Here is a 16061-nt window from a genome sequence, read left to right as displayed (position 1 = left end):
TCATGTTCCGCTTCTTTGCTATCCAAATTCTGTTTTATGGCTTGGGTTCGGTGTTCTCGGGCGTTCTCAACGCACACCGCGACTACTTCTGGTCGACGTTTGCTCCGGTTCTCAACAATGTCATCGTCATCGCCAGCTTTATGGGCTTTGCTCCCGTGTCTGCACAATTTGGCGAGCAGGCCGGTATTATCTTGATCGCAGCTGGTACGACCCTCGGCGTCTTTGTCCAGATGGCCTGCCAGATTCCCGCGCTTGGCAAGCATGGCGTGCATCCTCATATCCATATCGACTTTAAGGACCCCGCACTGCGACAGACGATCGCGCTTGGTATCCCGACGCTGCTCGCCACGGTGTGCATGTTTGTCTCGACTTCTATCACCAATGCCGCCGCGCTGGTGGTGCAGCCCGAGACCGGCCCTTCCGTCATCGCATATGCGCGCCTGTGGTACACATTGCCCTATGCGCTGATCGCCGCCTCGCTTTCGACGGCACTCTATACCGAACTCTCTCACGATGCGCAGGAGAAGGATTACGACAGCGTCCGTACGGGCATTTCGCGCGGTGTTGCCCAGATGCTCTTCTTTCTGATTCCGTTTGCGCTGTATCTGATCGTCTTCGCGCGTCCGCTCAACATGATTTACTGCGCCGGCAAGTTCGATGAATCCGGTGTGGCGCTGGTGTCGGAGTTCCTTATCTATCTGGCACTTTCCCTGCCGCTCTACGGCGTGGTCGTGCTGATGCAGAAGAGCTTCTCGGCCCTGCTCGATATGAAACCTTATAGCCGCTATTGCCTGTACTCAGCTATCGGTCAGGCCGGTTCGGTGCTGCTGTTTGGCGTGGTGCTGGGCTACGGTATGCCGGCAATTGCGCTTTCGTACGTCGTTGACTACGTGGTCTTGGTCGGATGCTCACTGTGGTGGCTGCGCCGTCGTCTGCATGGCCTTCAGGTCAAGTCTATCCTGCATGGCGGTTTCTTCGGCCTACTGTTCGGTGGCTTGGGCGCTGCCGCGGGCGCCGGCGTTATGTGGGCACTTGAGCACTTTGTCGGAGCGCTTGGCAGCTCGATCCTCATTACCCTGGGCTACGTTTGTGTTGCAGGCGTTGTCTCGCTCGCTGTGACTTTTGGCCTTGCCTTCGTCTTTAAGATGCCCGAGGTCTCGGCGCTGCTTCGTCGCAAGTAGGTGCGCGTGGCAGGTCACGACAACATTCCAACACTTGCCGAACAGGTTTCGCGCGTTCCCACGCAACCCGGCTGCTACCTTTGGAAAGATGCCAAGGGCGATGTCATCTATGTGGGCAAGGCAAAAAACTTGCGTGCCCGTATGCGTCAATACGTGACGCTGCAGGATGAGCGCCAAAAAATACCGCTCATGATGCAATTGGTTGCGAGCTTTGACTACATCGTTGTCGAAACCGAGCATGAGGCGCTTGTACTCGAGCGCAACCTGATTGGCCAGTACCATCCGTACTTTAACGTCGATCTCAAAGACGATAAAAGCTATCCCTTTATCGCCATCACTAAAAGCGATCTATTTCCCGCTATTAAATACACGCGCGAGCGCCATAAGCCCGGCACGCGCTATTTTGGCCCCTATACCGATAGCCGTGCGGCGCGTGAGACCATCGATACGCTACGCAAGGTTATTCCTATTTGCTCGGCATCCTGTGCTGAATGGCGCCGCTGCCGCCGCATCGTCGAATCTCATAAGGGCGAAGAAGACATCGTCAATATGATTTGCGCGCAAAACGGGCGTCCCTGCTTTGACTACCATGTCGGGCGCGGGCCGGGCGCATGCGTCGGCGCGATTTCCCCTGCCGACTATGCCAAGAACGTCAAGCGTGTCGAACGCTTCTTGTCGGGCCATCGCAAGGATGTCGTCGACGAGCTTACGTCCGAGATGACGGAGGCAGCCGAGACGCTCGATTTTGAGCGTGCGGCGCGCGTCAAGCGTCGCCTGGAAGTCATTAGGGGCCTGGACGATCGCCAACAGGTCGTTTTTCCATCAAGCGTCGATATCGACGTCATCGGCTTCTATCGCGAAGAGACTATCTCTGCCGCGTGTGTCTTTGTCGTTCGCGAGGGCCGAACGGTTCGAACTTGCGAGTTCATCCTCGATAAAGGCCTGGATGTCGACGAGGAAGAGCTTCAATCGGGCTTTCTTAAGCGCTATTACGACGAGACGGCTGATATTCCAGCCGAGATCAATCTTTCTGTCGAGCTTGAGGATGCCGAAGCGTTGGGGGAGTGGCTTGCAGGCAAGCGCGAACGCTCTTGCCATCTCCATAGGCCGCAGCGCGGCGAAAAGCACCGCCTGCTCGATATGGCTTCCAAAAATGCGCGCCATGCCCTCATGCGCTACATGATGCGCACGGGGTACGCTGACGACCGCACCAATCAAGCGCTCCTGGAGCTCGAAAGCGCGCTGGCGCTGCCGGCGCCGCCGATGCGTATCGAGTGCTTCGATATCTCGACGCTGCACGGAACCTTTACCGTCGCCTCGATGGTGGTGTTTACCAACGGGCGCGCTGACAAGAGCCAGTACCGTCGTTTTAAAATTCAGGCCGAATTGGACGAGGCAAACGACTTCGTGTCGATGTCCGAGGTTTTGGGACGACGCTATGCTCCCGAGCGCATGACCGACGAGCGCTTTGGCTCGCGCCCCGATTTGCTCGTTGTCGATGGAGGTAAGCCGCAATTGACCGCTGCGATCAAGCAACTTGAGGCTCTTGGGCTCGATATACCAGTTTGTGGCTTGGCAAAGGCCGATGAGGAAGTTTTTGTGCCTTGGGACGAGACTCCCGTCGTGCTTCCGACCGGGTCCGCGTCGCTCTATCTAATTAAACAGGTGCGCGATGAATCGCACCGTTTTGCAATCACATTCCATCGTGAGTTGCGTGATAAAGCCATGACGGTTTCGGTACTCGATGACGTTCCAGGCGTGGGACCCACCAGAAAACGTGCCCTTATGCGCCATTTTGGCTCGATGAAGCGTTTGCGCGCGGCGAGCGAGCAAGAGATCGCGGAAGTTCGCGGCATACCCGCCGATGTTGCCAAGGCGGTCCATGAGGCGCTCGTTGCGTGGAATGCCGAGCGCGCCGAGGCGGCGGCTGGCCATTCCGATAGCTAAACACGAGCCTAAACTACTGATATACATGATTGCGTGATTTTCAACCATTTATTTCGCCATGATTGCCTGCTGGTTTCGGGTTTTATTAACGCTAAAACGTTTGACTAGTCATGGTGAACAACCCTGCTATCCTGCGGGTTGACGAAGACTGATATCTCACCTCGTCGATACATACTGTCTGGCGAATCGTTTGTCAATGAATTCGGTGAACGGTAGTAAATACCGTTCAAGCGTATGTATGTATCGGTCGCCGAGCGCGGCACCTCAGTTGGGTCCGTCGGTAGGTAAGGTATATATCGTCCGCAAGTTGCGCGGGGGCAAGTCTAGGTGCTCCCGGGTAAGATTCTCTATTGATAGGAGAAGACATGGCCATCATCAACAAGGGTATGTCCAGGCGTTCGTTCCTCGGCCTCACCGGCAGCGTCGCTGCTGTCGCAGGGCTTGGTCTCACCGGCTGCGGTGGCAGCTCTAGCGACGAGGGTTCCGCTTCCGGTTCCACCGATTCCGCCAACCGTGGCGGCGGCGTGATCACCGCTGGTTCCGCTTACGCTCCGTCCAGCTTCGACCCCGCCAGCACCGGCTCCGCTGTGGGCCTGGGTGCTAACTGGCACGTTATCGAGGGCCTCTACGGCATCGATTACCACGACTACAGCACCTTCAACGAGCTCGCCACCGACGATCCCAAGTCCGTGGACGACACTACCTTCGAGGTCACCATCCGCAAGGGCGCCAAGTTCTCCGATGGCACCGAGGTCACTGCTGACGACGTCGTTGCCTCCTACACCGCTTGTGCTGCTTCCGCTACCTATGCTCCGTTCTTCCAGCCCTTCGAGTCCATCGAGGCCAAGGACGCCAGCACTGTAACGGTCAAGACCAAGGTCCCCAACTTCTCCCTGCTCAAGGATCGTCTGGCCATCATCCGCGTTACCCCGGCTACCCAGGCCGAGGAGGAGCGCGCCAAGCAGCCGATCGGCTCCGGCCCCTGGATGTACGACTCTATCTCCGATACCGAGATCACTCTGGTTCCCAACCCCGAGTACAACGGTGAGTATGCTGCCGAGGATAAGAAGATTCAGTACAGCATCCTGACCGACCCCACCGCTCGCGTTACCGCTCAGCAGGAGGGCTCCACGCTCGTTATGGAGCTCGTCACCGCTGACGCCGTCGACCAGCTCGAGAGCGCTGGCTGCAAGATCGATAACGTTCAGGGTTTCGGCACCCGCTTCATCATGTTCAACGTCGCCAAGGAGCCTTGGAACAACGTCAAGGTCCGTCAGGCCGTCATGTACGCGCTCGACACCGAGAAGATGATCACCAACACCTTCGCCGGCCTTGCCACCGCTGCCAGCTGCTACCTGCCCAAGAGCTTCACCAACTATCATGAGGCTTCCACGGTGTACAAGACTGACACCAAGAAGGCCAAGAAGCTCATCGAAGAGTCTGGCATCACCCCGGGCGCCATCACCCTGCGCACCACCGACAACGAGCAGATCAAGGGCATGGCCGCCCAGGTCAAGAACGACCTCGACGCTCTCGGCTTCGATGTGACCATCCAGACCGATACCTCGCCGGCCACCTACGCTGCCATCGACGGCGGCGAGGCCTACGATATCCTCCTTGCCCCTGGCGATCCGTCCTGCTTCGGCGCCGACCCCGACCTGCTGCTCAACTGGTGGTACGGTGACAACGTCTGGATGCAGACCCGTTGCCCGTGGAAGGATTCCGCTGAGTGGGGGAAGCTCCACGGTCTCATGGACGAGGCTCTTGCCGCCGAGGGCGACGAGCAGCAGAAGAAGTGGAACGAGTGCTTCGATATCATCGCTGACAACGCCGTTCTGTACCCCGTTGTCCACGTCAAGACCGTCTCCGCTTCCTGGGACGATCCGTCCACCGCGCCCAACGGCGAGGCCCTCGATGGCTTCAAGGGCATCGGCACGACGAGCATGTCCTTCAGGGGCGTCGCGACCGTCAAGGCCTAAGACTCGCTTGAGTCATATGTAGGGCGTCGGTCGTAAGGCAACGTCCTCAGAGTTGAAACAAAGACCCGGGCGGCCTCGATGTCGCTCGGGTCTTGTAATGAGTATCCATACTCATATACCAGTTGGTCCTACCGACAAAAGAAAGGGGAGAGAACGTGAACAACTTTCTACGTTTGATTGGAAGGCGTCTCGTGGCGCTGCCGATCATGGCATTGGGCGTCACCGTACTGGTGTTCTTCCTTATGTCGTTCTCCAAGACCGACCCCGCCTATACGGCGTTGGGTGACGGTGCCTCGCCCGAGGCGGTTGCCGAGTACCATGAGAAGTATGGTCTGGACGACCCCTGGCCCGTGCGCTACGTGCGCTACATGGGCGATTTGATCCATGGTGACATGGGCACCTATGGTGCTGCTCGCAACTCCGTTGCCAAGCGCATCTCCACGGCCCTGCCCGTCACGATGCAGCTGACCTTCATCGGTCTTGCCATCGGCGCGGTCGTCTCGTTTTTGCTCGGCGTCATCGCGGCACTGTATCGCGATAAATGGCCGGACCAAGTGATCCGCGTCTTCTCCATCGCCGGCTTGGCAACCCCGTCGTTCTGGCTTGCCGTTCTGTTGATCCTGCTGTTCTCTTCCTACCTTAAGGTGCTTCCGGCGTCCGGTGCTCTGCCTCACTTCACCACCAACCCGGGAGGTTATTTGGCGCGCATGATTATGCCCGCTATCGCTCTGGCATTCCCGCTGACGGGCCAGATGACTCGTATCGTGCGTACGGCCATGGTTGAGGAGCTCGATAAGGACTATGTCCGTATGGCTCGCGGCGCCGGCGTTCCCGAGAAGGTCGTCGTCGGCATCAACGTTTTGCGCAACGCGCTGATCACCCCGGTCACCACCCTCGGTCTTAAGATCGGCTACCTCATGGGCGGTGCCGTCGTCATCGAGGTCATCTTCAACCTCCCCGGCATGGGTACCGCGATCCTGCAGGGCGTTCAGGGCAACGAGGCGAACCTGGTTCAGGGCGTCGTCATCGTCGTTGCTCTTGCCTTCATCATCATCAACATCGTGGTTGACATGCTCTACCTGCTCATCAACCCGCGCATCAGGACGGTGTAGATTATGGTAAAGATTCGAGAGAAGCAAACCGAGCAGCTCGAGAAAGCTGCCTCCAAGGGGCTCAAGCTCGGTGGCTGGAAGAAGATGACGCTGTCTTCTAAGATTGCCGCCGTCGTGCTGGCGCTGGTCGCCCTGACCGCGATTCTGGCGCCTCTTCTTGCCCCCTATAGCCCGGTCGAGATTTTCACTGCTCGCCAGGCTCCCGGCAACGGATTTATCTTCGGTACCGACGATAAGGGTCGCGACATTCTGTCGCGCATGCTCTACGGTGGTCGTTACTCGCTGATCATCGGCTTTGGCGCCACTGCCATGGCTCTGGTCTGCGGCTCGGTCGTGGGCGCCCTCGCGGCGGTTTCGCGCAAGTCCGTTTCCGAGGCGATCATGCGCATCCTGGACATCATCATGTCCATCCCGGGCATCGCCCTCGCGGCCGTCTTCGTCTCCATCCTGGGCAATTCCGTGCCGTCGATCATCTTCGCCATCGGCTTTATGTACACTCCGCAGATTGCCCGTATCGTGCGCGCCAACATCGTGTCCGAGTACGGCGAGGACTATGTCCGCGCGGTCATCGTTTCCGGCGCCAAGGCTCCGTGGATTTTGATTAAGCACGTCCTGCGCAACTGCATCGCCCCGATTATGGTCTTCACCGTTACCCTGGTAGCCGACGCCATCATCTTCGAGGCCTCGCTGACCTTTATCGGCGCTGGTATTCAGGAGCCTACCGCTACCTGGGGCAACATCCTCGCCGATGCTCGCGGTGGCGTGCTCGCTGGCCGTTGGTGGCAGGCGCTGTTCCCGGGCCTGGCCATCATGATCACCTGCCTGGCGCTCAACATCCTGTCCGAGGGTATTACCGACGCCATGGCCGCTGCTCCCTCCGCCGCCCTGGATCCGACCGACTCCTCCAAGCGCCGCGAGGCCGACCTGCTGGTCTCCGACCCCGTTCGCGCTTACAAGGAGCAGGCTCAGTCCCTGTCCGCCCGTCTTGGCGCCCTGCGTGATGTCGAACTAAAGCGTAACGACCGCCATGTGCCCGATGAGTCCGTTGAGCCGATCCTTTCGGTCCGCGATTTCTGCATCCAGTTTGAGCACCACGGTGACATCAACGTCGTCGACCACGTCAACTTTGACGTCCGTCCCGGCCAGACCATGGGCCTGGTAGGCGAGTCCGGCTGCGGTAAGTCCATCACCACGCTGGCCATCATGGGCCTGACCGACGATGACGAGCACCTTTCCGGCGAGGTCCTCTGGGAGGGCCGTGACCTGCTCAAGATGAGCAAGAAGGAGTGGTTCGGCCTGCGCGGTACCGATATCGCTATGGTCTATCAGGACGCCCTGTCCTCGCTCAACCCCTCCATGCTCATCTCTGCCCAGATGAAGCAGCTCACCAAGCGCGGCGGAACCCGTAGCGCCGAGGAGCTCCTGGAGCTCGTCGGCCTCGATCCCAAACGCACGCTCGAGAGCTATCCGCACGAGCTTTCCGGCGGCCAGCGTCAGCGTGTCCTGATCGCTATGGCTCTTACCCGCGACCCCAAGCTGGTCATCTGCGACGAGCCCACGACCGCTCTGGACGTTACCGTCCAGAAGCAGGTCATCAAGCTGCTTAACGACCTTCAGGCCAAGCTCGGCTTTGCCATGATCTTCGTTTCGCACGACCTGGCACTGGTCGCCGAGGTCGCTCATAACATCACGGTTATGTACGCCGGCCAGGTTATCGAGCAGGCGCCCACCAAGGAGCTGCTCACCAACCCGATTCACGAGTACACCCGCGGCCTTCTGGGCTCCGTCCTGTCCATCGAGAGCGGTTCGGGCCGCCTGCACCAGGTTCCCGGCGCCGTTCCGAGCCCGCGCGATTTCCCCAAGGGCGATCGCTTCGCACCCCGCTCGAGCCATCCGCGCATTGGCCTGGACACCCGTCCGGTCTTCAAGCGCGTGCCCGGCACCGAGCACTTCTATTCCGAGCTCCCCGATGAGGTGCTCAAGGCAAATGGTTTGACCCCTCACGCGGAGGTGATGTAGATGAGCGAGACCGCAGTCAACGGCGTCGAGCCGATCATCTTCCTTGATGACGTCCACGTCACCTTTAGGACCCGTACCGGCTCGATTCTGCACCCCAACCTGGTTCACGCCGTCCAGGGTGTAACGATTAAGCTCATGCCCGGACAGACCATCGGCATCGTCGGCGAGTCCGGTTGCGGAAAGTCCACCACCGCCAACGTCATGTGCGGCCTGCAGGCCCCCACGAGCGGCAAGGTCTACTTTAAGGGCAAGGACGTTACCAAGCGTACCGCCGAGGACCGTCGCCACATGGGTCGCGTCATCTCGGTCGTGTTCCAGAACCCGGCCACGGCGCTCAACCCCCGCATGGTCGTTCGCGAGCAACTGCTCGACCCCATGCGCGTCCACAACTTGGGTACCGAGGCCGAGCAGGAGAAGCGCGTCAAGGAGCTCTTGGAGCTCACCGGTCTGCCCAGCTCCGCCGCCGAGGTTCTTCCCGGCCAGCTTTCGGGCGGCCAGCGCCAGCGCGTCGCAATTGCCCGTGCCCTGTCGCTGAACCCCGATGCCATCATCGCCGACGAGCCCACCTCGGCTCTGGACGTTTCGGTCCGCGCGCAGATTCTGAACCTGCTGACCGACCTTAAGAAGGAGCTCGGCCTGGCCATGGTGTTCATCAGCCATGACATCCAGACGGTCCGCTATATCTCTGACGACATCATCGTTATGAATGGTGGCAAGATCGTCGAGCAGGGCGAGGCCAAGCAGGTCTTCCAGCACCCTCAGGACCCCTACACCAAGATGCTGCTCGGCGCTGCGCCGTCGCTGCTGCATCCCAAGCTCGGCGAGTAGCCTCGCTTTCCCTCCCGTGCGCCCGGTTCCCTTGCCGGGCGCACCTCCGTTGCGATTTCGAAAGGCTGGGTTCACGAGCCATGCCAAGTGCTCAGGAGCTACAACAGCAATTTGGTGAATATCGAGGCGCTATGCCCCGTCCATCGGATTTCGATCTCTTTTGGAAGGACCGCATGGCCGAGGCCGACGCCGTCGAGCTCGACTACGAGATTGAGGCGGCTTCGGTTGCGGATTCCGCGACCTGTCGGTTTTTCGACCTCTGGTATACCGGCATGTGTGGTGCACGCCTGCATGCCAAGTACCTTAAACCCGTCTCGGACGAGCCTGTGCCATTGGTACTTCAGTTCCATGGGTATCCGGGTGCAAGCCGCAGCTGGTTTGAGCAGGCGTCGTTTGCGGGCATGGGCATGGCGCTCATTGCTCTCGATTGTCCTGGCCAAGGAGGCCCCTCCGAGGACATTGGTGGATTTGAGGGCACGACGGTCGCGGGCCATATCGTCGCCGGTATCGACGGCGACCCGGCCAACCTCTACTATGTCCGCCTACATCAGGATATTCGCATTCTGTGCCGTATCGTTCGCGAGCTCGAGGGCATCGATCTTACCCGCGTGTATGTGAACGGCGCATCGCAGGGCGGCGGGTTGGGCATTGCGACCTGCGCGCTTAACAGCGAGCTTATCAATCGCGCCGCCATCCTCTATCCCTTCCTGTCGGATTTCCGCCTGGTTTGGGATCTGGACGCCGACGATATTGCCTATGAGGGCCTGCGCTATTGGTCGCGCTGGTTTGACGAGGACTCGACCCGTATCGAGGAAGCCTATGCCAAGCTGGCGTACTTCGATTCCAAGAACTTTGCCCCCATGGTCAAATGCCCCGTTCTGTTTGGCACGGGCACAGCCGATATCGTCTGTCCGCCGGCGACGCAGTTTGCGGTGTACAACAACCTGTCCTGCGACAAGCGTCATGAGTTCTTTGAGGGCTTTGGCCACGAGGAGATTCAGGACTTTGATGATTTGATCATTCCGTTTTTCTGTGAGGGAGGGGAGGCTCATGTCTAAGTGCGAGAGCAATGTTGACGAGCTGATTGTCCCCGGGCTCGTGGGAATTCCTGGAACGGTTTCGTCAAGGCTCGCAGACTATCGGGACTGGCACGGTGATGTCCAAGCAGATGTTTCTGATTTAGAGACATGCGCTCCGAATCTTGAGATTCAAGGCCTGGCCATTACGGCGATTGACTTTGTTAGCCCCTGCGCCCGTTACTCGGAGGTTTCCTTTGAGCTCGGTGACCATGCGGTCCACGCTCGTTTGATTGAGCCTGTCGGTCGTGCCCGAGTATCTGAGCGCGTGCCGCTGTGCCTGATGTTCCACGATATCGATCGGCCTGTGCGCGGCTGGCATCACATGACGAGATTTGCCGCCATGGGATATGCCGTGCTTGCACTGGACGACGGTGTTGCTGGTACGGACGACCTGCAGCGGGGGATTGCTTCGCCCGCTTTTGTCGAGCGCGTCCGTTGGGGCTGCGCGTTGGCGAAGGTCGCGCGCAATCTTGACGGCGTAGACTCCGATCGCATTTTTGCGTGGGGCGAGGGCCTTGGCGGCGGCGTCGCGCTGGCGGTTTCCGCTCTGGACGAGCGGGGCCTTGCCTGCACGGCGGTTGCCAATCCAATCCCCGGTGGCCTTGAGGCTCTGTCGTCTCGGGTGCGCGGATCGGTGCTCATGGGCACATCGCTCATGGATGCCGTGAGCGATCCCAAGGGCCAGTTCGCCGTATTCAACGGTCTTGAGTGTGACCGGAGGCATATCATCTATGCCAAATACGCTCACGAGCGCATCAATGCGTTCGAAAACGAAGTCGTCGACTTCTTGAACCAAACGTTCTACCCGTGTTCTTTGGCCTAGACGGCCTGGACACTGCCAACAAGAGTGGGTGGCATAGGGCCGCCCGCCAGACAACTAAGGAGATTCTTGTGGCAACTCAGAAATTCACCGGCGTTATCCCTCCCGTCGTTGTTCCCGATACCGAAGACCACCAGCTTGATGTTGCCTCCTTTGAGCGCAGCATCAACCGCATGATCGATGCCGGCGTCGATGGCCTGTTCTTCCTGGGCTCCTCGGGCGAGGTCGTCTTCTCCACCGACGAGCGCCGTCGCCAGATTGTCGCCGAGGCCGTGCGCATCGTCGACCACCGCGTTCCCGTTCTGGTCGGCATCATCGATACCGAGACCGAGCGCATGATCGAGCATGGTAAGGTCGCTCAGGAGCTGGGCGCCGATGCGCTTGTCGCCACCTGCCCGTTCTATGCCCTGCAGGGCATGACCGAGGTCGAGGAGCACTTCCGCATCCTGCACGAGGAGCTCGACCTGCCCATCTTCGCCTACGACATCCCCGTGTGCGTCCACACCAAGCTCCCCTGGAAGCTCCTTGCCAAGCTCGGCGCCGAGGGCGTCCTGGCCGGCGTCAAGGATTCCTCGGGTGATGACATCTCGTTCCGCTACCTCGTTCAGGAGAACGAGAAGAACGGCCACCCGATGAGCATCCTCACCGGTCACGAGGTCGTCGTTGACGGTGCCTACCTCGGTGGCGCCGACGGTTCCGTCCCGGGTCTCGCCAACGTTGAGCCCGAGGGCTACGTGCGTCAGTGGAAGGCCGCTCAGGCCGGCGACTGGGCTACCGTCAAGGCCGAGCAGGATCGCCTCAATGAGATTTCGCACATCTGGGATGTCACCTCGGGCGTCCAGGGCTATGCCGGTGGCGTCGGCGCCTTCAAGACCGCTATGAACCTCATGGGTATCTTCGACAGCCCGACCATGCCGCGCCCGGTGAAGGCCATGACCGGCGAGAACGTCGAGGCGATTAAGAAGGTCCTCCAGGACAACGGTCTCCTGTAAAGCTTCCCCAGTCACCCGATCTTGGGGCTCAAGTGGTCGGGCGTGACCCATTAGGTCAACGCCCGACCACTTTTATCCCAACCTCGGGCACCTGGGAAACCTTTACCGTGCGGCGGGGTTAATTCCGACCGCATTTCCTGTAGTTGTTTTTATCTCCTAAGGAGAACGACATGGAGAACAAGTACGTCTGCTCTGTCGATATCGGCGGAACTAAGATCGCGACCGCCATTATGGAGTACCCGGCTGACGGCAGCGTGCCCCATCCCGTTTTTGAGGCCGAGGTTCCTACCGAGGCCCAGGAGGGCGGCGAGGCCGTCTTCCAGCGTATCGAGGCGTCCATCAAGGCCGCTCTTGAGGCGAATCCCGATGTCGAGGTCCTCGGTGTCGGTATCGGTGCCGCAGGCGTCGTCGATCCCAAGACGGGCGCTATCGAGTATGCCAACGAGATCATGCCCGGCTGGTCCGGCGTTCAGTTGGGGCCGCGCCTGCGCGAGGACCTTGGTCTTCCCGTTGCCGTTGTGGGCGACGTGCAGGCTCATGCTCTGGGCGAGGCCCACTGGGGCGTCGGCAAGGGCAAGTTCTCCGTCTTGTGTCTGGGCATCGGTACGGGCATCGGCGGCGCATATGTCGAGAACGGCCGCGTGATGCAGGGCTTCCATGGTGCTGCCGGTCATATGGGCCACATCGAGTGCTCGGCTGCCGCCGGCATTCCCTGCGCCTGCGGACGTTCTGGTCATCTTGAGTCGGTTGCTTCGGGTACTTCCATTGGTCGTATGTACGATGAGCGCTTTGGTCGCGTCGACCCCAGCCGTCCTTCGGTCGGTCGCGATGTGAACGACCTGTGCCGTGCGGGCGACGCAAAGGCGACCGAGGTCATCCATGACGCCGGTTTTGCGCTGGGTGCCAGCTTGGGCTCGCTCGCTAACATCCTGGACCCTGAGGTCATCGTGCTTTCGGGCGGCGTGATTCACCAAGGTCCCGATTGGCGTTCACAGACGTGGAAGGATTCGGTGCACGAGGGCTATGCCAGCCAGGCGCTCGATCCGCTTCAGGATACGCCGATCCTGATCGGCTCTCTGGAGGGCGATGCTCCGCTCATCGGTGCCGCCGAACATCTTCTTGCATCGTTGAAGTAAACATAACTACCAAGTGCGCCTTCTGAGGTGCCGCAGATTGACGTGAAAGAGGAGCGAAGCGTACTTCGGTACGTGAGCGACGGTTTGAACGTCAAGGTGCGGTGTCTCAGAAGGCTGTTTTTAGAAAGGTTGAGTCGAACATGACCGTCGATCCTTTGATTCAATCCCTGAAGGGCAAGCTCGTCGTGAGCGTTCAGGCGTATATGGGCGAGCCGCTTCGCACGCCCGAGACCATGGCTCAAATGTCTCGCGCTTGCGAGCTCGGCGGCGCCGCCGCCATTCGCTGCCAGGGCCTTGCCGACATCGCCGCCATTAAGGGCCGCTGCGAGGTCCCCGTCATCGGCCTGTGGAAGGATGGGCACGAGGGCGTTTACATCACGCCGACGCTGCGCCACGCTCGCGCCTGCGTTGCTGCGGGTGCCGATATCGTGGCGATTGACGCCACCGATCGCCCACGTCCCGATGGCAAGTCGGTCGAGGATACCTTCCGCCCGCTGCACGAGGAGGGCGTGCTCCTGATGGCCGACTGTGCCACCATCGAGGATATTCGTCGTGCTGTCGACATGGGCTTCGACCTGGTGTCCACCACGCTTTCTCATGGTGTTGCCGCTATCGACTGCACCATGGCCGATGGCCCCGATCTGCCGCTTCTGCGTCAGGCGACCGAGGAATTCCCCGGTCTTCCCATCATCTGCGAGGGCCGCGTGCACACGCCCGAGGAGGCCCGCGCCGCGATTGATGCGGGCGCCTGGGCCGTTGTCGTCGGCACCGCCATCACGCACCCCACGAGTATTACAAGTTGGTTCAAGGCTGCGCTTGAGGCGTAAGACAGGCCTCGTATCCGCTTGGGGCGGTATACTCAATAAAGGCAATTGATCGCGCGGGATCCGCTGGCCGGGTCCCGCGCTTGTTTTAGGAGGCACACATGCAAAAGGGAGATGCCATGGATGCGGCGGAGCGCTCGGAGCGCATCCCCGATATCGTCATCATCACCGGAATGTCCGGATCGGGCCGAACGCAGGCCATGCATGTGTTCGAGGACATGGGCTATTTTTGCATCGACAACTTGCCTCCGCGTCTGATCGCCCAGCTTGCCGAACTCGTCGGCATCAATACGGGCGTGGGCAGGCATCTTGCCGTCACCTGCGACCTGCGCAGCCAGGGCTTGTTCGATGAGCTGCTCGATGCCGTTGCCGCGCTCGAGGAGCGCGAGATGAGCTGTGACATCGTGTTTCTCGAGGCCTCTGACGAGGTGCTGATCCGTCGTTATAGCGAAAACCGCCGCCGCCACCCCATTGCCAAGCCGGGGGAGACTACGGCCGATGCGATTCAGCGCGAGCGCCTGCAGCTGCAGGGTGTGCGCGATCGAGCCGATATGATTATCGACACGAGCCGTCTGCGCACCTCTGCCCTGCGCAACAAATTGCGCATGGCGTTCTCCGAGCTGTCCGACCAGCAGCTCATGGACGTTCACGTGTTCTCGTTTGGCTTTAAGCACGGCATGCCCGTCGAGGCGGACATTATGATCGACGTTCGCTTCCTGCCCAATCCGTTCTACGATCCCGAGATGCGCACCATGACCGGTCTCGATAAGAAAGTCTCTGACTTTGTTCTGAACCATCCCAAGACCCAGGAGTTCTGGAAGGCCTGGACGCAGCTGCTCGATACGGTCATGCCCGGCTATATCGCGGAGGGCAAGCCACAGCTTTCTATTGCCATCGGCTGCACGGGCGGTCAACACCGCAGCGTTGCCATCGCCGAGGCCACGGCACGTTATTTGGAAGGCGCCCAATATCACGTGAGCATTTCCCATCGCGACCTGTCGCGCGCCAACACGAAAGCATAGGTCTGCATGTCGTTTACCGCCGAGGTGCGTGACGAGCTCGCGCGCTGCGAACCCGAATGTGAATACTGCGATTTGTCGACGCTTGCCGCCCTGACGCGTGTGAGCGGTACACTTTCGCTGGCCGGCTCCGGGCGGTATCGTTTGACGGTCGCGACCGAGACGGGTGCCGTCGCGCGCACGATGATCACGCTGACGCATCGCATCCTTAAGCTCAAAACGGAATTCACCGTTCGTAAATCGGTCTTGCATAAGGTCCGTAACTATCTCATTACCCTGCCCGATCAACCCGACCTGGACAAGGCTCTGGTGCTGCTGGGCATTCTCGACCGCAGGGGAGGGCTCGTCGCCGGTGTTCCCCGGCACATCGTTGCCCGTCCCTGCTGCAGGCTTGCCTACATCCGCGGCGCGCTCATCGCCGGCGGTTTCGTGGCCGATCCCCGCGGCGACTTTCATTTGGAGATCGCGGTGCAGGGCGAGCAGTATGCCCGGGGACTTTGCGATCTATTGGAACAGATTGGGGTCCACGCGCGTGTTAATGCACGGCGGGGGTCTTATGCCGTGTACATTAAGAGCGCCGAGGAAATCGAGCATCTTTTAAAGCTGATTGGTGCCAAGCGCAGCGTTGCCGAGATTGAGGAGGCGCGCGCGGTCAAGTTGGTTAAGAACGACGTAAACCGTCGCGTGAATGCCGAACTGGCCAACCAGACCAGAAGTGCGGGTGCCGCCCAGCATCAGCTTGCGTTGATCGATGAGCTCGAACAGCGGGGTTTGCGCGACACGCTTCCGGACGCCTTGGCAGTCTTTTGCGACCTGCGCGAGCGCTATCCCGATCTGTCACTGCGTGATTTGGGGGAGATGGCTGACCCTCCCTTGTCGAAGTCAGCCCTCTACCATCGTGTTTTACGGCTTGAAAAGCTCATTGAAGCAAACAGGTAGTTTGAAGTAACGACTTATATATGGATTTAGCTGCTATTTTAGTATTTAAAACGTTTTAACGTAAATTTGATTTTCAATTTCGAGCATTCTCGTGAAATTCAAGTCAAAAAAAAGGTATATTAGGCGAGTGGTTAGTTTGTGGGCCTCAACGGCAGGCGCTGTAGCTTGCGGGGGCCTTACGAAAGG

At 59.7% G+C, this 16061-nt stretch carries 13 protein-coding genes; all 13 read left to right on the top strand.

Features of this window, described 5'->3' with window-relative positions; translation table 11 throughout:
* Positions 1 to 1181, top strand: a 1181-nt coding sequence (gene murJ / locus AB5164_RS01260; RefSeq protein WP_368147734.1) for a murein biosynthesis integral membrane protein MurJ, incomplete at its 5' end; no start/stop codon positions are given.
* 6 nt (positions 1182 to 1187) lie between these two features.
* A complete protein-coding gene (uvrC, locus tag AB5164_RS01255; RefSeq protein ID WP_346979577.1) occupies positions 1188 to 3128 on the top strand; it encodes an excinuclease ABC subunit UvrC in 1941 nt (646 codons plus the stop codon).
* A 365-nt stretch (positions 3129 to 3493) separates the two neighbouring features.
* Positions 3494 to 5107 (top strand): ABC transporter substrate-binding protein, encoded by a 1614-nt coding sequence (locus AB5164_RS01250; protein WP_368135294.1) that lies wholly within the window; start codon positions 3494 to 3496, stop codon positions 5105 to 5107.
* A gap of 155 nt (positions 5108 to 5262) precedes the next feature.
* The gene (locus tag AB5164_RS01245; protein ID WP_368135293.1) at positions 5263 to 6219 is read left to right on the top strand and encodes an ABC transporter permease; all 957 of its coding nucleotides are present in this window, start codon (positions 5263 to 5265) and stop codon (positions 6217 to 6219) included.
* A 3-nt stretch (positions 6220 to 6222) separates the two neighbouring features.
* Complete coding sequence (locus AB5164_RS01240) at positions 6223 to 8238, top strand: dipeptide/oligopeptide/nickel ABC transporter permease/ATP-binding protein (protein WP_117848733.1); 2016 nt, start codon at positions 6223 to 6225, stop codon at positions 8236 to 8238.
* The gene (locus tag AB5164_RS01235; protein ID WP_006236159.1) at positions 8239 to 9066 is read left to right on the top strand and encodes an ABC transporter ATP-binding protein; all 828 of its coding nucleotides are present in this window, start codon (positions 8239 to 8241) and stop codon (positions 9064 to 9066) included.
* Positions 9067 to 9146: 80 nt separating this feature from the next.
* A complete protein-coding gene (locus tag AB5164_RS01230; protein ID WP_368142252.1) occupies positions 9147 to 10124 on the top strand; it encodes an acetylxylan esterase in 978 nt (325 codons plus the stop codon).
* On the top strand, positions 10117 to 10968 hold the full coding sequence (locus AB5164_RS01225; protein WP_368136503.1) for an acetylxylan esterase: 852 nt from the start codon (positions 10117 to 10119) through the stop codon (positions 10966 to 10968). The genes AB5164_RS01230 and AB5164_RS01225 overlap by 8 nt, the downstream gene beginning before the upstream one ends.
* Before the next feature lie 68 nt (positions 10969 to 11036).
* Positions 11037 to 11957 carry a dihydrodipicolinate synthase family protein gene (locus tag AB5164_RS01220; protein WP_138375023.1) on the top strand — a complete coding sequence of 307 codons (921 nt, stop codon included), beginning with the start codon at positions 11037 to 11039 and terminating at the stop codon, positions 11955 to 11957.
* 170 nt (positions 11958 to 12127) lie between these two features.
* Positions 12128 to 13093 (top strand): ROK family protein, encoded by a 966-nt coding sequence (locus tag AB5164_RS01215; protein ID WP_368136504.1) that lies wholly within the window; start codon positions 12128 to 12130, stop codon positions 13091 to 13093.
* 140 nt (positions 13094 to 13233) lie between these two features.
* Positions 13234 to 13920 carry an N-acetylmannosamine-6-phosphate 2-epimerase gene (locus tag AB5164_RS01210; RefSeq protein WP_006236154.1) on the top strand — a complete coding sequence of 229 codons (687 nt, stop codon included), beginning with the start codon at positions 13234 to 13236 and terminating at the stop codon, positions 13918 to 13920.
* A gap of 98 nt (positions 13921 to 14018) precedes the next feature.
* Positions 14019 to 14939, top strand: a complete 921-nt coding sequence (gene rapZ, locus AB5164_RS01205; protein ID WP_368142251.1) for an RNase adapter RapZ — start codon at positions 14019 to 14021, stop codon at positions 14937 to 14939.
* A gap of 6 nt (positions 14940 to 14945) precedes the next feature.
* Positions 14946 to 15875, top strand: a complete 930-nt coding sequence (gene whiA, locus AB5164_RS01200) for a DNA-binding protein WhiA (RefSeq protein ID WP_368142250.1) — start codon at positions 14946 to 14948, stop codon at positions 15873 to 15875.
* Positions 15876 to 16061: the final 186 nt, after the last annotated feature.

This window comes from Collinsella aerofaciens (genome assembly GCF_040915425.1).
GTDB lineage: Bacteria > Actinomycetota > Coriobacteriia > Coriobacteriales > Coriobacteriaceae > Collinsella > Collinsella aerofaciens_BW.
Note: the sequence above shows the minus strand (reverse complement) of the source record. Positions and strands in the feature narration are given on the sequence as shown.